This is a genomic window from Pelobacter propionicus DSM 2379 (assembly GCF_000015045.1).
Taxonomy (GTDB): domain Bacteria; phylum Desulfobacterota; class Desulfuromonadia; order Geobacterales; family Pseudopelobacteraceae; genus Pseudopelobacter; species Pseudopelobacter propionicus.
This window is the reverse complement of the sequence record NC_008609.1, coordinates 2,028,602-2,047,363: the sequence shown is the minus strand read 5'-3', so window position 1 is coordinate 2,047,363 and position 18,762 is coordinate 2,028,602. Positions and strand designations below refer to the sequence as shown.

The 18,762-nt window shown below is 47.1% G+C and carries 18 protein-coding genes and 1 pseudogene; 7 read left to right on the top strand and 12 right to left on the bottom strand.

Annotated features, from left to right (window positions below):
- Positions 1-102: 102 nt before the first annotated feature.
- From PPRO_RS09425 to PPRO_RS20885, 4 genes are all read left to right on the top strand, one after another.
- Positions 103-1,086 carry a hypothetical protein gene (locus tag PPRO_RS09425; protein ID WP_011735785.1) on the top strand — a complete coding sequence of 328 codons (984 nt, stop codon included), beginning with the start codon at positions 103-105 and terminating at the stop codon, positions 1,084-1,086.
- Positions 1,087-2,217: 1,131 nt separating this feature from the next.
- Complete coding sequence (locus PPRO_RS09420; protein WP_011735782.1) at positions 2,218-2,592, top strand: hypothetical protein; 375 nt, start codon at positions 2,218-2,220, stop codon at positions 2,590-2,592.
- 107 nt (positions 2,593-2,699) lie between these two features.
- Positions 2,700-2,900: a YodC family protein gene (locus PPRO_RS20145; protein WP_041532234.1), complete on the top strand. Its 201-nt coding sequence runs from the start codon at positions 2,700-2,702 to the stop codon at positions 2,898-2,900.
- Between the two features lie 150 nt (positions 2,901-3,050).
- Positions 3,051-3,296, top strand: a complete 246-nt coding sequence (locus PPRO_RS20885; RefSeq protein ID WP_157039977.1) for a hypothetical protein — start codon at positions 3,051-3,053, stop codon at positions 3,294-3,296.
- A 333-nt stretch (positions 3,297-3,629) separates the two neighbouring features.
- Here PPRO_RS20885 and PPRO_RS09410 read toward each other — a convergent pair.
- The 3 genes and pseudogenes from PPRO_RS09410 to PPRO_RS09400 form a co-directional block, all read right to left on the bottom strand.
- Positions 3,630-3,893, bottom strand: a pseudogene (locus tag PPRO_RS09410) (HU family DNA-binding protein); the annotation flags it as partial.
- A 72-nt stretch (positions 3,894-3,965) separates the two neighbouring features.
- Positions 3,966-4,589 carry a DNA-binding protein gene (locus PPRO_RS09405; RefSeq protein ID WP_011735778.1) on the bottom strand — a complete coding sequence of 208 codons (624 nt, stop codon included), beginning with the start codon at positions 4,587-4,589 and terminating at the stop codon, positions 3,966-3,968.
- Positions 4,590-4,851: 262 nt separating this feature from the next.
- Entirely contained in the window at positions 4,852-6,408 is a 1,557-nt protein-coding gene (locus PPRO_RS09400; protein WP_011735777.1) for a VWA domain-containing protein, read from the bottom strand.
- An 84-nt stretch (positions 6,409-6,492) separates the two neighbouring features.
- Between PPRO_RS09400 and PPRO_RS20880 the strand changes: the two genes are divergently transcribed.
- Positions 6,493-6,657 (top strand): hypothetical protein, encoded by a 165-nt coding sequence (locus tag PPRO_RS20880; protein ID WP_157039976.1) that lies wholly within the window; start codon positions 6,493-6,495, stop codon positions 6,655-6,657.
- Positions 6,654-6,926 (top strand): HU family DNA-binding protein, encoded by a 273-nt coding sequence (locus tag PPRO_RS09395; protein WP_011735776.1) that lies wholly within the window; start codon positions 6,654-6,656, stop codon positions 6,924-6,926. Before PPRO_RS20880 ends, PPRO_RS09395 begins: the two co-directional genes overlap by 4 nt.
- A gap of 27 nt (positions 6,927-6,953) precedes the next feature.
- Here the strand turns inward: PPRO_RS09395 and PPRO_RS09390 are convergent, their stop codons facing one another.
- The 8 genes from PPRO_RS09390 to PPRO_RS19490 form a co-directional block, all read right to left on the bottom strand.
- A complete protein-coding gene (locus PPRO_RS09390; RefSeq protein WP_011735775.1) occupies positions 6,954-7,886 on the bottom strand; it encodes a DUF3150 domain-containing protein in 933 nt (310 codons plus the stop codon).
- Positions 7,887-7,920: 34 nt separating this feature from the next.
- Complete coding sequence (locus PPRO_RS09385; protein WP_011735774.1) at positions 7,921-8,292, bottom strand: hypothetical protein; 372 nt, start codon at positions 8,290-8,292, stop codon at positions 7,921-7,923.
- Positions 8,289-9,275 (bottom strand): AAA family ATPase, encoded by a 987-nt coding sequence (locus tag PPRO_RS09380; RefSeq protein ID WP_011735773.1) that lies wholly within the window; start codon positions 9,273-9,275, stop codon positions 8,289-8,291. The genes PPRO_RS09385 and PPRO_RS09380 overlap by 4 nt, the downstream gene beginning before the upstream one ends.
- A gap of 73 nt (positions 9,276-9,348) precedes the next feature.
- Complete coding sequence (locus tag PPRO_RS09375; RefSeq protein WP_011735772.1) at positions 9,349-10,149, bottom strand: DUF4942 domain-containing protein; 801 nt, start codon at positions 10,147-10,149, stop codon at positions 9,349-9,351.
- Positions 10,146-10,646: a JAB domain-containing protein gene (locus PPRO_RS09370; RefSeq protein WP_011735771.1), complete on the bottom strand. Its 501-nt coding sequence runs from the start codon at positions 10,644-10,646 to the stop codon at positions 10,146-10,148. Before PPRO_RS09370 ends, PPRO_RS09375 begins: the two co-directional genes overlap by 4 nt.
- Positions 10,647-10,886: 240 nt before the next feature.
- Entirely contained in the window at positions 10,887-11,858 is a 972-nt protein-coding gene (locus PPRO_RS09365; RefSeq protein WP_011735770.1) for a PD-(D/E)XK nuclease family protein, read from the bottom strand.
- A 14-nt stretch (positions 11,859-11,872) separates the two neighbouring features.
- Complete coding sequence (gene bet, locus PPRO_RS19495; protein WP_011735769.1) at positions 11,873-12,841, bottom strand: phage recombination protein Bet; 969 nt, start codon at positions 12,839-12,841, stop codon at positions 11,873-11,875.
- Positions 12,842-13,125: 284 nt separating this feature from the next.
- Entirely contained in the window at positions 13,126-14,979 is a 1,854-nt protein-coding gene (locus PPRO_RS19490; protein WP_011735768.1) for an ATP-binding protein, read from the bottom strand.
- A gap of 1,067 nt (positions 14,980-16,046) precedes the next feature.
- Between PPRO_RS19490 and PPRO_RS09350 the strand changes: the two genes are divergently transcribed.
- Positions 16,047-16,394 carry a putative quinol monooxygenase gene (locus tag PPRO_RS09350; protein ID WP_157039975.1) on the top strand — a complete coding sequence of 116 codons (348 nt, stop codon included), beginning with the start codon at positions 16,047-16,049 and terminating at the stop codon, positions 16,392-16,394.
- 5 nt (positions 16,395-16,399) lie between these two features.
- Here the strand turns inward: PPRO_RS09350 and PPRO_RS09345 are convergent, their stop codons facing one another.
- Positions 16,400-18,181: a PAS domain-containing hybrid sensor histidine kinase/response regulator gene (locus PPRO_RS09345; RefSeq protein WP_198138253.1), complete on the bottom strand. Its 1,782-nt coding sequence runs from the start codon at positions 18,179-18,181 to the stop codon at positions 16,400-16,402.
- Positions 18,182-18,762: the final 581 nt, after the last annotated feature.

The window sequence follows — 18,762 nt, the reverse complement described above, 5'->3', positions numbered from 1 at the left end:
TGTTTTGAATTTACAAGCACTGAAATATGTCGGAATAGTGCATTACGAAATTTAGTTTACTATTTAGAAGCCTCACTCAAAGGCACAGAGGAGATTTAAATCATGGAAATTGAAATTCACGGATTTAACGCTACTATCCGCAATATGCCGATAACAGAAATTGACAAACTGTGTTCTGATTACCTCGGATTGGAACCGGAAGAGTTTGATTGTACTGAGTACGGTAACTATAAAACAATGAAATATAAATTCATTGTTGCAAATGGGAATGAACCACATAATGTTAAAGAAAAAGAAAGCGTGGTTATCAAGTTTGATGGTAACAAAGATGTGCCATATGTGTTCTTACGCTTGAAAGGTTCCTTCTTTGATTGTTCACCAAAATTCAGGCTCGATGACACAATTAAGTTTCTTTCTAAGTATGATTACAAGCCGACTCAACTTGATGTCGCTTTTAACGATGACAAGTCATGTCTGACAGAAAAGAATGTTCGTCATTGGTGTGATTTTAGTTACGATAACTGTACAGGTACATTAGTGAGAAGGATGCCGCCAGAAGTCGTGACAACTAATAAAAAGCTCAGCCGCATCCAGCTTGGCAAAGCGAGTTCTAAAGTTAATCATGGGACTATTTATATTCGTCCTGACACAGAATGTTTCAGGTTTGAGATCAAAATCAAAGACGAATTTAAAATTATGTTCTTACTTAAGAAGTATAACGCCACCGATACGCGTGTATTTAACAAGCGCAGTAAAAGGTTGCTTGTTACTTGTATCAATTTTGTAACTGCGGCGAGCAAGCGTAAGGGTTGCAAAGCTAAATATAAAATGACTGGTGAATGGAAAGCATTCCTCGGCTCCGAAGTCAAACCAGTTAACTGGAGTAAACTTTGTAAACAGAAAGTAGCCAATCGCACTGTATCTGACAAAGAAGTTATAAATAAACGTGTCCAAAGGATTACATCTTTGATTAAAAGTACGTCAAAGAAACTGAAATCAAATCATGCTGAAAAAGAAGTATTGAACGCAGTTGGCGATAATATTGGTTTTAAACTCGTTAAAACTGATACTGAACCATATTTCTAAATTCCCTTATCATAATACACTATAGAATATACCTCACTCAATGATACTAACTAGTTACAGCACACCCCATTTTCATTACCTACATTGATTATATAAGCCAACTATACACTTACCAATTGAACAGAATGTTAATAAGATAGTTGTATGCGTTGCTTAGCTCATCAGTTAGATCAATCAATGTTGATACTGTCTACAATTACTGTCTACAATTGCTGATTTGAATGTAGATATTGTGAAATGCCAGTTACTGCCGAGTGTGGTTGTTTCTATTCCAGAAAGTGGTGTGCAACACGTGTCAAACTATAATCTGTGGTATATCCGCACTGCAGTTTGACCGCTCTAAATACGTCAGATTTAAGTGTCCTGCTCCCAACACAGGATTTGTTAATTACAGTGTCAATTGGTCATAAAGTTCCTCTGGTAACGCAATATCTAAAGGATTGTGCGGTATCAAATGAAAGTGTTTCAGTTTTCACCGATGTTGCAGGTATCAGAGGAACTTGCCAATTTCTTACAGATATAACGTCACGTAGCCACCAACATGGTCCAATCCGTTTGTGACTTTGTGTGGTGGTTGCTGAGCTTCTCAATGACCAACATTGACGCTTGTATCACATGTCCGGTTTCAGTCCGCAGTTGTCTTTAATCTTTATCAAATAAGGTGGAATAAAATGCAAATAATAATTGGTAATAATGATGAAGGTTTTGGCTCGGAGCTACTTTGTCCAAATTGTTGTTCAAGCTATCTTCATCACTACAAAGTAGATGTTTTTGAGCGCACTCAAGATGCAAAAGTTGGCATCCATTGTACTGTGTCTGGTGAGATTACAATAATAGATAGATTACTTGAGGGAAACCCGAGTCCTCGACGCAACGGTTTAAACATATTTTTATGGTGCGAAAAGTGCGCCGTCAAGTCTGTGTTCTCTGTCTCACAACATAAAGGTCACACTATAATTGACCTCAAGTGTATCAATTAGAATAACTAACCATTATCACGCACAGCAGAGAATCTCGCGAGTTCACATCAAGCTATACCACTGAGCACATTAACTGCATTGTTTAACAGCTCTAAATCGACACCGTTATTACGTTCCGTACCCTATACTGGAATTAACAAGGAGAAATGATATGAGACGAACACCCGAACTATTGGCAACAATCCTACAACTAATTTACACTAAAACTTTTGGTAACAACAGCTTTAACATGTACACAATATCAAGATATGAATTAATTATGCTTTCAGGTATGAGACAATTAACTGCTGAATACTTATCAGATGTTAAAAAGTGTCTCAGAACCAATGATTACGTACTGCTTCGTCTTCCTGATTATTTCGTTGTGACTGAAATATTGGAACTGGAAGCATTACGTGGAATACCATATAAACTCATCTTGAAGTATTTATCTTGCAGCAATAAATCCATTGAAAATGAATATTCACACGAGATGGCTCACAAATATGGGTTTGGTTACTATGATGAGTACGATTATGACGTGTAGCTCTCAATCGAGTTCTACAGTTTCTACGAATCCAGACGTAACCAACAGAAATACAAAAACTGTAAATAATTTAGTAGAAGTACTATTTAAACTGAAGGAGAAAAGAAATGGAAAAAGTATGTTCAGGATGTGGGGAATCGTTGGATTTCAAAATTGGAGATGTTGTTGGCTTGAATTCAGGCGGGCCACCTATGACAGTAACTTGTGTTTGCAAAGAATATGATGAGGTGGTTTGCACTTGGTTTGACAGAAAGAAGATGAAACAAAAGTTTCTTACTCCTGTCGCACTTCACAAATACGATGACTAGCTCTTAACTGCGGAACGATTGACACCCCGCTGTAATCGGCGGGGTTTGTATTGCTGCTTTCCACTTAACCTCGATGTATTACTCCTTTACACTGTAACCCTCAATTGTCAAATCCGTTTGCTCAAAAGATCATTCAATATGGAGACTAAAATGAAGAGAAAAAATAAAGCTACAAAAAAAGTACCAAAATGTTTCTTAGTTACATGGACTGAAGAGCATTGTGTCTCTGGCATAGTTGAAGCGGATAACTCTGAAAAAGCTATTAAGAAGGCTGAACAAGGAGAATGCAATAGAATTGGTTGTGATGGTGTATTTCATCCTACAGCAACTGATGGTCATTCTTACATATGCCAAGGTGAGTTAATAAGAGATGGTTTTAAAATTATTCACCAGTAAACTAGTGGATGCTGAATAGCAATTTTGTCATATATAACTGCACTTCACTTTTGTGAACGGCTATCAAACACAATTGTATAATCATTTACTCATTACTAAAAAACAGTTGCCGCATAGTAATAAATTATATGAAATAAATGGTGAGAATGAAATGGTCCTGGCGTAATCAGTGCAGACAATTACGCCAGGACCATTGACCGCAATCGGCTGATTCTACTTCTTCTTTATTGCCGATTTCAACTTGGTTGGTTTTGCAGACTCCAACTTAATTGGTTTTGCTGATTCCAATTTGGTCGGTTTAGCAGATTTCGATTTGACCGGTTTAGCCGTTAAATCCTTAAGTGCTTTACCTGGTGTGAATTTACCATTTGTCTTTTCGGCGATTTGCAGTGCCTTGCCGGTCTGTGGATTCCTGCCGGTGCGTGCTTTACGGGTCACCGCGCTGAATGCACCAAAACCGATGATCGCAACTTTATCACCGGCTTTGAGAGCGGCAGTGGTTGAAGCAATGAAAATATCGAGCACCTTTTCTGCTTGTACCTTGGTCAATTCAGCACCTTCTGCAATTTTCGCAACGAGTTCTGTTTTGTTCATAACCCCTCCTTGGTGTTTTTGTGGTTATATACTGATAACGCTATTGTTCACAATTCATACTTTACGAGACTTCTTCTACATCTGGTTTCTTTTCCTGATCTTCGTTTCCAACGGGAACATGGCTTCTACATTGTCTGTCAATGCGCTCGCAAGTTTGTTGTTCTTGGCATTACGTTCGTCATTCTGTTTAGCGAGCATGTCAATCATTGACAGCAAATCTTTAATCCTGTGTTCTGATTCCTGGTGACGAATCACCGCCTCAGTTGCTCGCTGCATTTGCTCATTAAGCTTAGCTCGAAGCGGTTCAATTGATTCTTGCAGTTCTGTTACTTTTTTCTCAGCCAATTCCTTTGCTGCTTCAGCACTATCAGCAGCTGAAGCAGCATCATTAAGGTTGGATTCGAGTTGCTTGATTTGTTCTTCAAGCTCCATACGTTCGCCTACAAAACGTTTCTCAACAATCTGGCACGCTTGATTCCACAACTCCGTACTGAGTGCCATCAGCCTTCTGTTCAACTCTTCAGGCACAACTGGTAATTGCAGTTGTGCGCCTTTGCGGACTTTCCATTCTTTCAGGGCCGGAGTGATTGTAGAATAAGATCCACCTCCAAGTACCTCTCTGACCGATGCCAACGTTACCGCTTTGCCTTGAAAATCAAGCTTGTCTGCGGCCTCAAATATTTTGTCATATGTGGTCATACGTATTCTCCATCGTGTTGTAAATGTAGTATTCATACTACATATGCTACAAATGCGAAAATGTAAAGGAAATTATTGAACATTATCAGCAGTTTCGGCGTTAAAAAAATGTATTATTCAATGGGGTTATTGCTAGGAATACAGCAGCAGAATACATCTTGAGCAGATATCATTATATATGGCTCTGAATGCGACTCCTTGTGTCTGATATCTTTAGACAATTGATATAAACCGATTATGCTCCCAGGCTGCGGTTATGTCTTCAGCGTTTAATCAGCAACCCCTCCATAATCCCGAACATAGCTACCGGAAGCTCTTGAATGGTCTCTATGATTTTATGATTGTCCCAGAAGCGCCGGACGTTCTTATCCATGATACCGATAGCCGCAACCTCTATTCCATCCTTCATAGTCCTCTGCGTAGCACCTCTTGTTTCGGGTTTGTTGTCCGGACAGCCATCCGTCAGGAGCAACATTATCTTTCGAGGCTCAGGGCGCTGAAGCAACATGGCACGTCCCGCCCATATGGCATTGTGAGTGGGTGTACTGTCGAACGGTCGATGGTTGAAGTTTTCGGACTGTGGCTTCCGACCGAAATCGACGAGGATGTTGACTTCCGGTTCCTTATCCTTGCCGCTGAACTCAACGGAGCAGACCGCAACACCTTTCAGACCGAAGAGCGTGGTATGGAGTGCGAATGTTGCGGCATTGGCTATTTCATACTTGCTGGTCATGCTGCCGGATAAATCCAAAAGCAGAATGACGGCTGTATTGACCTCAACCTTTTCGATCTTCTTTCTGAAGATTCGCGGGTCACCTGTTGCCAATTTCACCAAACGACCTGGTGCCAGTTTCCTCCCAGAGAGACCATACGATTTCGGTTGCCTCTTGATGGATTGCAGCAACCCCATCATCCTCGCACGCATCCTGGAAGATGCAGAGATTGCCTCTACCTCGTCCATCTTTCCGTGTGATGCTTTCAACTTCCCGATAACGGGTAACATGGGGATACCTTCCCTTATGTCATCCGGGATGCTGTCGGACATACTGTCCAGTTCCTTTTGGATTAGCGTAGAGAAGTCTCCATAGCCGGTATTGTTTTTCAGCAACACTTCGATTTCTTCAGGTGTAGGGCGTTTTCCGCCACTGGAACCACCACCGTTGCTTCCCTGCTTCACGTTTTGTTCTTGTCCCTGCAGTTGCTTTTGTGCTGGCCGTGACGGAGGTGTCTGTTGCTGGACAAGCAGGTCAATGAGCTTTTGCGCCATTACGGTTGTGTCTCTGGTACTTCGGAGTTTGGGGATGTCCTTGATGATTACCTCCACCTCTTCTATGAATTCTTGCCCGAAAGCATCATCCATCATTTCATTGCAAAGTGTTTCCTGCGGCAGGATAGCTTTGTGGTTCATCAGTCTGCCGAACCCGTAGGACATGACCTTGCCGAGCATGGCATGAGCAAGGCTTGTCGGTTCGAGACTCCCCTTGTTCACATAGTAGGTAGTAACCGCTTCCAGATTGAAGCATGTTCCTGGTCGTGTCTTGATGGTCTCCATATCGACACGGACATCCTCGATAACGTTCATCATGTCTCCGAGCAATCCGTCCGGTCTGCCTCCCTTGGTGTAATTCTTGTGCCCGACCTCGTGAAAGACCAGACCTGCAGCTAGCATCCTTCCCAATGGAGTTGAAGGCATTCGGGCGATGTTGATGTGCGAACCATCCGGACTGCAGAAGGAGGTATCCCCGCTGACTGTTATCTTTATCTTTGCGTCCCGGCCAAGCGTCATTGCCAGACCCGCAAGCTCCTGGTCTCGAATCATGGAATTTCTCCTTTTTAAATATTGTCGTGGACTGAAATTGGTTAGTTGTGATAGTAAAAGTGTCATAACTTATGGGGGTTAGCTTTGACGCTTTTAGAAAATGATTTACTTGCGGCTCTGAAAGAATTACTGGAAGCATCATTGGCAATGACCAGCGGCAAACTTCCATCAGCCGATGATATGGAGCGTCACCACCGAGCTATTGAATGGTCGAAACGGGTTATTACACTTGCGGAGAATGATAAATGACAAGGTCAGAATTGGTAGAACAACTGTCAGTAAGGAAAGACATCTCAATTGGTACTGCGGAGAAAATTGTTCAGGAAATCTTTGGTAGTATGACTGACACCCTGATTGCCGGTGACCGTATCGAAATACGCGGTTTCGGCAGTTTCGAAAACCGGGACTATGACGAGCGTACTGGTAGGAATCCCAAGTCGGGTATCGAGGTATCTGTTGCCGCCAAGAAACGCCCTTTCTTCAAGGTAGGTAAGGATTTGAAGGAACGCATACTGTAAGCCCCTTGCAAATGAATTTCCACTATCCTAGAAGTCCCAGGCAATCGGTGCGACCTTGCCGGTATTCTGTGAGTTGATTATTTCTGCCGGCATGCTGACTTCCGGTGATTCTTCGCTGTTGTCATTTTCACCTTCCGGTTCTCCTATTACCACGCGCCCCATATTGGCGAGTAGCCTTCCCACCAGACCCGCAGCCATATTGAGATCAGTACCTTTTATTGCCCCGTTCTGAGGAAGCTTTTCAAGGGTGTCGTCAATGACCTGGATGGTCTCGGCAATGGATGGGTCAAGGAACAGAAGCCCTGTCAGCTTTGAGCGGATGGTCCTGATAGGACGCAACGCCTTCTGCGAAACCTCCTGTTTGCCAATGAACGTGTACTCGAAGGCGCGACGGGCGGCAAACCTGACTTCCTGGCAGAGTTGCCCATACAGACTGTTCACCTCTTCATCAAGACCGTTCTCACCAATATCCGCAGGAGCTTTCACATCAAGGGCGGCATAGTTGAAGGCGATGGCTTTTTGTATGTGGCTTGGGGAGTCAACTGCTGAACGAATAATCGGTGCCCATTCCGGGTTCGAGTCAATCCAGTTTTCTACCTCTTGCTCATACACTGAAAGGAAGTCTGACTTGGCGGTCTCGAACTCATCTTTCAGTCTCTTCAGCTCCCTGCTTAGTTCCCCAACTTTTTCACGGGGAATTGCATAACCATTACTTCCAAAACGCACTCCGTTCTTCAGACAGAGTGTGACCGCTTCACGTTTCAGCGCGAGAAAGACCTTCAGCGCATCGGGCGAGATAATCCGTTTGCTTCCCAGGGTAGCGAGTGTCCCCGGTGGCAGCTTGCTAACGTCTATTCCGTTTGTAGCAAGGTCGCCTGCCTGCAGTGCTTTGCGCCCCTGCCAGAGGGATATGTTCAATACTACGAGAATCATCTGGTCGAGAATGGCCTGAGTCTTCATCGAGTTCTCCTTATGAGGTTGAATTGATTGCTTTCTAAAAGTCCCACTGGATTGAAGCTGGCGGCGCTTCTACCCAGTCAACAACAGGTGCGGGGACAGGCGGTGGTGCTTTGGCTTGCGATGGAGATGGAGTCTGATCTCTCTGACTCTGCCACCCCTGTTGCGGATGGTACTCGTCAACCTGTTGGTACCTGTCCTTGCCGTTCTTCTTCTGGCTGATAATTTTGTGCAGCGCAGTGATGTTTCCCAGTTTGGCAGCATGCTGGTTTATTTGATTCGTTCTTCCCCAATAGGTATGGATTTCTCCATATGAGGTTACGGAACCGACCCAGTCCTTTCCACCAGTCGATGATGGAGCCCGCAGGTGAACAGCATATATGGTCTGGGGTTGCAGGTTCGGAATCATGGACTCACCCCCTGAATTTCCGGAGCTGGAACACCGAAGTTTGTTTGGATAAGCGTGTGAAGCATCGCCCGAACATGCGGGTCAACGCCGTTGCCGAACGCTTTGTCGAAGGAGTGGTATAGTGGCGCAACATCCTTACGGTTCCATGCTTGAATCAACTTCCTTCCCCACCGGAGCAAATCACGGATGGAGACCGGACTAGGGCAGTTACCGTCGAGATATGCCCGTCGGATGTCTGTTGCGGTCTTCACCATCGCTTTCATGATGTTGGATTGCAACTTTCCGGAAAACATATTCTCAAGTATTTGCTCTTCAACTTCTGGGGGCGGATAGGTCATCTCCCATTTCTCGAAACGGTTGAGCGATGCGACATTGAAGATATTGGTGGCGGTGTAGATGTCGCCTCCTTGACCATCCCCGCGTGTGTTCGCTGTTGCCGCCATGTAAATGCGGGAGGCAGGTTGGATGATCGTGCCGTCATCAAGAGTCACGACCGCCCTTTCCAGCAGTCGGTGACAAGCCATTAGGACTTCCGGATTGTATCCGTCGATCTCGTCCAGAATTATGGCGTGACCCTTCTCGTAGGCCAGCAACAGATTGCCAGGGACAAAGACTGTGTCACCTCCCCGAAGTTGGACTCTCCCTAGGATGTCGTCCGGCTCAGTGGAACTTTTTGCAGAAACGATTACAGTTGGAATGTTCAATGCTGCGAAGACGTTCTTCAGGGCATCCGTCTTGCCGCAACCGGTCGGCCCTGATATCCAGAGAGGATCGGGATTCGGTTCCGTTAGCCATTCTATGAAGTCTCTGGCAATTCGCGCGTCCCAGACGTAACCGGGAGTCGCCTTAGGTACCAGCGCATGACCCGGCGCATAGCCCGCCAATTGAAGTTGCGACGGAAAGCCGAATACCTCCTGTACGGTGTAGTTGGCTGGGATCAGAGTGGTCTCGGTGCTGACTGTTTCGTTACTGCGTTTCCTCATGTTATATCTCCTGTAGAAACACGGAAGGGGCATCAAGCCCCTATCCGTGTTCGGTGTAATGATAGTTAGAAATTCAGGTTCGCAATCGAGCCCCTCCGGCAATTGCATTCAGTCTCTTCACCAGGTCCGGGCGTTTGAATTCCAGATGCAGATTTCCGTTCATACAGCAGCTGAGTTTGAAGTAGTCCGTCTCGCAAACTCCGTCGCGTCCCGCATCCTTAACAGCATCATGAGTTGGGCCGTGATAGGTTGAGACAATGCCTTTCCCGTCCAGACGCAGGAAGACATTATCAAGTGCGGTAATCTTCGGATCATACGAATAGCGGACGTTGAATCCGGACTTGGAGTAATTCGGTTCGACATACCATTTCAAGATAACTCGCTTGCCGACCTCGAACTCGGTGTTGGTCTTATATTTTGACGATGGTGGCCGGAGGAATTCATACACCACCAGCACGGCCTCTTCCATATACCGGTCAACGTTCGATACCGCCGACTCGAACATCCCCCAGACGTTCTCCAGCGTAATGTCCGGAAGTCCTTTGCCATCGGACAGCTGATTATCCAGTTCCTCGCGGCGGGCAATCGACAGCAGCTTCCGCAATTCCAACCGCTCCATAAGAACGCGCCAGGCATCAAGCTTGATTTGCGCCATGACTTGAGTCAGTGAATCATTGGCTAAAGTTGCTCCGCGATGGTAGCCATGCGGTAAAACATCGAAGGAGTGGATACGCTTCCCCATTCCGAACGAGGTATTGAGACGGTTCTTGGCAGCATGCAACAGGCTATAGGCTTGGGTGATATCATCCACGGCAGTTTCATAGTTTTCAACCAGTTGTGCCACCGTATCGCGTTTGATAATCTCAGTTGTCATAACAGCCCCCTCTCTACGAAAGAGACATACTGACCATCGCCAATGATGATATGATCGAGCACCGGAATGCAGATCAGTTCTCCCGATTCTTTGAGACGTCTGGTAATGGCAATATCTTCACCGCTGGGAGTCGGATCACCGGAAGGGTGATTATGGACCAGCAGAATCGCCGCAGCAGAACTCAGGAGTGCAGATTTCAGGACTTCTCTGACATTGACAATGCTCTGATTTAGACTGCCAACTGATACTCGATCCAGACAGACAATCCGATTCTTTCCATCGAGGTGGAGGCATAGAAAGTGCTCCTTCGTCTCAATTACTAGGTCCCGGAACATCTCGAACACCTGAAGTGGTGAGGTAAACCTTTTAGTGTCAATATAGTCCGGCATATCCTCCCGGATAACTTCCCTGCTGAAGACGGGTCTCATTACCCGCAACCGCAGTGTCTTGGTGCGACAATCCGGGCCGTCTTCCTGGAATAATTCCTTCATATTCATAACCCCTCCTTACCGCGTGCCGATAACAACGAAGAGCCCCAGGGTGAGCGCCAGGGCAAAGATTGCGGGGAACAACCATCGGTTGAGCGTTGTCCTGTAACGGTTTCTCCGTGCAACTTTTCTGCGTGGCTTTACATCCAGACCTATAAGACCGGAACCGTAATTCGACATGAGTCCTCCAAATGGAAGCACCCTTGAACCGTGGGAACAAGGGCGCTGTTATGTTGTGTGTGATAGTGATTAAGCAGTTACAGATTTGACCGGCTTGCATTCCAGTTTCGTGTACCCGGCTCGACCCTTTAATACTCCGGTATATATATTCGGGAACTGATTCTTCAGCAGTTCCGCATCCACCGCCATACTGGGGGCAACAGAGGAGACTACCAGACCAACCTTGTCTGATCTCCCCTTGAAGACAGGACCGGTAAAGTCCAGCAGTTCCTGACGGATGCTTTTCATCTCCTTTTCTGCATGATTTTTGGTGCTGTTCAGCTTGGCATACTTGCTGGCAAGCGCCTCTATTTCCGGTGGCAGTTCCACTACCGGCAGGGTCATGGCGGGGCAATCGGAACGGTACGAACAGAAGGAACAGGTATGGGAAGCCGAAGGGAGTGCCTCATCCTTTTCTTCCAGGCAGTCCAGCAGATACAGCGCACGGGTGTAAAGATAGTTGAATACCGCATCGTTATATTCGTAGCCGTTGAACTGATGAACCTTGCCTGCGTTGAGGTCAATGGCGAGTATGGAACCGCCGATCTTTTCTCCAGGATACTTTATGCGCAGCAGACCAAGCTGGAAAGCCAGCTGGTCTTCCCACTGTGGAAACGGATCATCGGGGATTGCGCTGACCGATTTAACCTCGATAACATGGAGTTCCGGATTTCCATCAAAGTCGGCATTGAACAAAAAGTCTATATGAGCTTTCAGGCTCGAATACACTGGATGTTGTAGTTCTACCTGCGTTTCATAGAGATGTCCTACTCCGGCTGCATTAAACATGTTTTCGATTAAAGTCTCTGCGACATGCCCCCGGCTGAATTTGAGCATGGTGCTGACACTCGGTTCTTTCGGATTCTTCTTTTGCAGATAGACCTTCCGGGCACAACCGCTAACGTCACTTGAGCCGATATACAGAGTCCGGTCCCCCAGCTCGGCGCTTTTGTTGCGGTTCAATGCTGCTACTGCGGTCTCGATAAACGGTATAAGATTCATAATAATTCCTTTCCTTAAAAGGGTTCGTTCCTGAATTTGTAAATCCAGCGTTTCTGATCGGCAGACCAGCGGAAACCGGACGATTTCAAGAGTTCCTTCTCGTTGAATGATTTGGCACTGATGATTCCGTCAAGCCCATTGATGGCGATGTCGTAGGGAATATGCTTCCCGTCCAGCAGTTCGATAACCAGAAGAGCAGCTTCATCAATGACCTGCCCTGGTGATGGTGGCGAGGTCTGTACCTCTTCATTGATGGGGGCTGATTGTGAGGTAGTGGCGGTGGAGGATTTCTGATGCTTGGGTGTCTTCGTTGCTTGTGTTTCTGCCTGTGGCGGCTTAACGACGGAGAGGTGGGATTTGTCCGTCTCATTACCGGGGCGCTCTTCTTCGATGGCCTGGATGACGATGTCACCGCTTGCCAACTCGAAACCTGCTCCCAACTCTTCCGGGCAGTAGACCCCGTGGATGTTGAATGCTTTCCGCAGGGCTTGACTCTCGGCTACCTTCTTGAGCATTGTCTCCGGTTTCTCGGCCCAGAACTTGGTCGGATTGCCTTCGGAATTCCTCTGACAATACTCGTTGTAGGCAACCTGAACGGTAAAAGGCTTGGGGCTGTCCTTGCGCCAGACGATACACTCAGTTACGAGCTGATTCTTGAATCCCCATTGACCACCCTCCAACTGAGGGACTTCCCGGATACCGGCAGTTGTTTCGATTCCGGCAAACTGTTTAGACCGGTGCGCGATAGACAGAAATCCGTCTCGACCGACCATCGGTTCCACCTTGGTAACCCACTTGTCGTCGATCTTCTGTCTGCGTTTCACAAAGAAAATCTCTTTGGTGATCGGGTTCAGGCACAGCTCCCGGGCCACTGATAAGCAATACTGCTGTTCGGCCTTACTGGTCCCTGAAGGGAAAAGTTGAGTTTCGATGACCGCCATCTGCTCCTTGTCGAACTCCAGCTTGACTAATGCGTTGCTCATGATTTGGTTCTCCTTTCGTTGTTGGGTTATTCAGCATTCAATTTCTTCAACTTTTTCGAATTGTTGGGAGCTCCACGCTCACCTCCTTAAAATGGAGAGGCCCAAATCCTTGAGGAAATGGGCCTTTTTGATAATTGTGTTGATGGATTTTCAGACGCTATTCGACTGTCATGGTGTCGCCACCTTCCATGTGTCCAGTACAGAATGGGCCAGTATGTTTGGTAGGAATGATATGAGCTGCGGGGAAACGGATTGGGAAAAGTCGGGGATGAATCGTTACATCGTCAGCTATTTACAGCACCAAATCCGATCTTGCCAGATGGTCCGTTGCGTTTCATCCGGCTGGCCAGTTCCTCTCTGGCGATATCCATCAGGGTCTTATGGTCGATGGTTGTGATTCCGCGATAGGACAAAAGGCGCACTGCCCTTTCGATCACCAGACTGATTTCTCCTCCTGACAAACTGTGGTCGGCCAGTTGTCCAATATCGACATCTTCGGCTAAGCGTTGCAACGGCAGGTGACTTTTCCATAGTTCTATCCGCAGGTTCCTGTCGGGGGCTGACAGCTCCAGCTTATAAGTGAATCGTCTGCTGAATGCTTCGTCCAGCAGATCGCGACGGTTCGTGGTTGCCACCAGAATTCCGGAAAAGCGTTCCAACCCTTCCAGAAACAGGTTCTGCATGTTGTTGTTCATTCGATCAACCGAATTGCTTCCAGCGTCGCGAGCACCAAGAAGTTGGTCAGCCTCATTTAGCAACAGGACCGGGGCTATTCCCAACTCTTTCTGCAGCATTGAATAATCATCGAAGATTCGCCGCACATTTTGCTCTGACTCCCCAACCCAGCAACTGAGCACCCTCGCGGCATCTATTTTTAGTAATGGTAGCGATAATTCAGAAGCAAGATATTGGGCGGTCAGTGTCTTGCCGGTACCAGGTGGGCCATAGAGCAACACGGTACTGCCTGTCGGTGAACCACATGCAGCGGGTAGCGATAACTGCCAACTTTTCCGGATTACTCTCCCTTCCCGCGATTCGCTGAATATAAGCGACTGGATTGCTTCCATTGCCGAAACAGGTAATTGGACAGAATCCTTTTTGACTTTGGGTTCTTCAAAATCGAAGAGCGTATTTTTCTTAACGCGTCTTTTCTGTTCCTTAGCTGTGATCTTGCCACACTGTTTCCCGAGGAGTGATTTGATACCAAGCTGGGTCAGCTGCACGGTTTCGCCGAAGGATCCATGGTTGCTTTCCAGCAGCCGATTGCGCATCAGCGGGCTCTTCTCACCGAACAGGTGCTCCTCCATCTGTTTCCGACAGACGCGACCCTGCGCGAACAGCTTGCTCACGTTGGCAGGATCGGTGAAGTCATATTGAATATCACCGTCCCGCGTGCCGAGCAGGCCGACCAAGGTTAGATGCTGAAGCACACTCAGGGAATACTTCTCGATGGTCCCTGCCGCCGGTAAGGAACAGGTCGAGCACTGCACAGCCATGACAATCCGTCTGAACCAGTCTTCAGGCTGGTAGGTCGCCAAGTCAGTTGCCGGTTCGTTTACATGGTAAATTGAGGTGTCGTCATGGATCACTGCCTGTAGATATAAGAATGCGGCGTCCAAATAAGCATCATTAGAGATGAAGGAACGACTGCTTTGCTGAGACGCCCCCATTTCCTTGTGAAAGGTATCACCAAGCTCGATGTAAGACTGCAACCAGCAAAACGGTGGCTGTTCGGTGAATGACTTACCCGGTATATCTATCAGTCGAATCCACCCCTGTTCTTTTAACTCGCCTAAACTGTTCAGGTAATTGATTGTTTTTTCAGGGTCATACACCAGTTTATCGACTATTTCGTAGCCTTCGATATTGGGATCATCCGCAACTTTCGCCTGAAAAATGTACGCAAGGGAACCGATGGCTGGCGAGCTGAGTTTTTTCAGACAGGCGGGTTTACCGCGAACCCAGCTGATGACACCCTTGAGAAGCGCGGTTTCGTCGTCATAGGTCAGACTGAAATTATGTCGTCCACTCTTACTCCGTTTTTCCCGGAGCCGAAGTTCCTTCATTTCTTCTTCATGGGCATCTACTGCCCGTGCATGTCGGGTTGCAACAGTTAATAGGTAATTTGCTAATTCCATGAGGGGGACTCCTTTCTTGCGAGGCGTTTTATTATTGGAAGTAAATCGTAATTTGCCTATGCGTATGAATTGATCTTCAGACGAAACAGAGAAAGCCCCAGGCTGCGAGTGGATTTTCGCAATCTGGGGCTATTCTGATGTAGCTTAACGCTACGAATGTGCGGCAGGGGGGAGATGATTCTATGGAAACAAGGGTGCTTTCAAATGAAAAGCTATGAGGCAATCAATGTGAGTTGGATCGGAAAGAGGCGTTTAACTGTCGTCGGAAGACCTGTGAAATATTCTCCAACTTTTTCGGAGGAAATTCAAAAGTTGAGTGTTTATTTGGCTGCAAATCCCCATGGACCCAATATACCACAAATAACTTGCAAAGCCAAGCATTTATAGCGGTTTTTGCTGTTTTAATCGCAAGTAAGCACAGCCACAACCTGCTGTTATTACAGCAATTTACATAATGCTGATTTTGTCTAAAGAGATACCACAGAATGAAGGATATCCAAAACACCCGATGATTAATATATTTGCATAAAACCCGTCAAAAGTCGCTTGCGCGGTCACAACTCATTAAACAACCTCCCATTGGATGAAAAGCTATATGTCTTTATCAAAATATCGAGAGTAATTCCCCGCATGAAGCAGTCGTAAAGCAGTCGGGATCGTTATGGCCCCCATCTGGTGGCTGCCTGAAGCCTTTCTGCCTCCGCATCATTTTGTTTAATATCGGCTTTTATGCGCACTATTGAAATCGTGTATCGGGCCATGGTCAGTGCGCGACAGCAATTCACGGACAAAACTCAGCAACGGTAACACAAAAACACAAATGTTGGCCTAAAAGTGTCCGTTTCATATGAAAGTTCTGTAAAATATGACGGAAGCCGCTGACGGATTTCCCTTCATCCCGGACTCTCTCTTTTGTATTTCCCTGAATAATAAAGTCATCACACTTGCAGAATCATAATATCTTTTCTGGCACATTAGTTGCTAACGGATTGTATTAGCAGAACATGATTACTGTCGAGCTTTCTTTGAAAGAAAGTTAATTTCATTATGTCTCAGGGATAATGCCCATGCTCGACGCCACAATTAAGATGACGGTGCCACCAGAAAAAAGGAAGGAGGTCCTTCAAACCTTAAAGGCAATACTCGTCCTTATTCGACGTGAACAGGGCTGCATAAGCTGCAATTGCTACGTGGATGTTGAGAATGAAAACATTATTTTCTTCAACGAAGAGTGGGATACCAGTGAGGACTTGAACACCCATCTGAGGTCTGTTCACTTCAGTATTCTGATAGGAGCAATGAAACTGCTCAACAATGAACCGGAGATCAGGTTCAACATGATTGCCTCCACGGCGGGAGCGGAGGCGGTAAAAGCAGCGCGCCCGCGTGAAGCAGAAAACCTTCAAAATTATTAAAGAAGTCAGTTATTGCCGCTGGACTTCTGCCCGATGATCTGCCCTATCAACTTCAAACACTCATTAAAGTCAATCGGCTTGGAAATATAGTGGTCCATGCCTGCGGCGATGCACTTCTTCTCGGCTTCCTTGCCGGTGTGGGCCGTCATGGCGACGATGGGGGTGTGACCGCCACGTTCTCTCTCTCTCTCCCGAATGGCTAGGGTCACATCGAAGCCGCTGAGAAGAGGCATCTGGACATCCATCAGCACGAGGTCATATTCTCCCTGTTCCCACATTTCGACCGCCTGCTTGCCATCCTTAGCGATATCAAGACTGTAGTTCGACTTCGTGAGCATCATTTCGAGGATTTGTTGGATGGTCGGATCGTCTTCGGCAAGAAGGAGATGCGGAATCCTTTCCCCCTTCGGAGCAGTAAAAGTTTCGGGTGACAGGGGTTCGGCTGCGGTCGGAGCATTTCTCTCTGATTTGGCTTCTCTTAGTGAGATGGTGAAGTAGAAGGTGCTTCCCACCCCCTCTTTGCTATCGAAATCAATCATTCCCCCCATCAGTTCCACAAGTTCCTTGCAGATGGCAAGACCAAGGCCCGTGCCGCCGTAAGTGCGAGTGTGAGATGCATCAACCTGGCTGAATACGTGGAAGAGAAGGTCTTTCTTGTCTTCGGGGATGCCGATGCCGGTGTCCGTAACGGCGAAAGTGTACTCTCGCTTCCCGTCGGAGTTCGTCCCACCTGCTGTGACTTGCACGGCTACCTTACCCTCGTTAGTGAACTTGACGGCGTTGGCGATGAGGTTGATGAGGACTTGCCGTAGTCGCATCTGGTCCCCGACAAGCTTATCTGGCACTTCCTCCGCCACCGAAATGGCGATGTCAAGTCCCTTGCGCCGCACTTCGGGAGTAATGATATCGACTGCCCCAGTTACGCACCTCCGTGGAGAGAAAGGCATTTCCTCGATGATGATCTTTCCGGCTTCAATTTTGGTCATGTCGAGGATATCATTAAGAATCTGGAGCAGAGAGTTGGCCGAACTATGCGCTGTTCCCAGGTAATTACGTAGCGTCGGGGCGAGTTCTTCTTCTAGAGCGAGTTGGAGCATGCCGAGAACGCCTGTCATCGGGGTGCGCAGCTCGTGGCTCATGTTGGCAAGAAACTGGTCCTTTGCTCTAGTAGCTGACTCTGCTGCCTCTTTTTCCCTTCGAAGCGACTCGCTTATCTCCTTCTCCAGGCGAAGTGCCTTGGCTGTCTCCTTGGCTAAAATTGCCGCTTCGGTAGCCTCCTTGGCCATCCAAAGCACCTCTTCTGCCCGCTTATGTTCGGTGATGTCAATCAACCCAATCCGGCATTCCTCTCCCGATGCGACGGCCACCCCCTCGATCTGCACGAAAAGCTCGGGAACGCCCTCTTTCATGAGCGACACCTCGCAGGCCACTTTGGTCGGGCTCGTAAAAACCTTTTCGAGGAAGTCGGCGAAAGCGGGACGGGATACAACGGCGACGAAAACCCCAAGGCGCTGGCCGATCAGCTGGGAGCGCACGACTCCCAAGAGAACAGAGCCGGTCAGGTTTGCATTTCGGATGATCCCGTCGCGGTCGAGGGTAACGTATCCCACCGGGGCGAAATCGTAGAGGTCGGCGTACATCTCTCGCGCCATAGCTTCCTCATCCCTAGCCTGGCGAAGTTCCTCTACCTGCATCTCTAGTTCGATTTGGTACACCTGCAATTCGTGGATCAGGCGTTGTGAGTCCATCTCTGTATGAGAAGGGTCAGCTTCAATTGTTTTGTCCAACAGCCGTTCTTCAGCCTTTTGGCGTAATATCATTGGGGGTTTTTCGGGGGGGGGGGGGGGGGGGTAGAATTTTTATCATAGAGCTTCCTCATCAATATGCTCCAGTAATCCCAGTATGTGCCTAAGTCTCAACAACCTGACAAAATCACTTGTTTTTCAATACCACATTGAAACAATTTCTAATAGTTGTTTTATGTTTTGGCCAGAGCATTCTTAGCGGCATGAACGGTCCACTGCGATCCGCGAGGAGTCGGTACAGTCATTGTGTTAAGTTCGCTGGCGATTTACTTATATTATGCCCAGATAGCATTACAAAGTCGGCGTGACGCTTCATTAACTTGTTGAATTGTAACAAGATACCGTCTTGAGTCATTGCCAATAAATTCTTGTGCCGACTTGGCATCAGGGAAATGCTGCACATGCATACAAAACGCCGAGCGTAAGCAAATGGCCTGCTACCGCAAAAATGAAATACCGCCGGTACTGCATTTTGAACCGCGTGTCATAGCAGAGAGTCCGCGAATTGCTGTCGCATACTGACTATGACCCGATACACATTTTGTTTCATTCTGTCTAGGTAT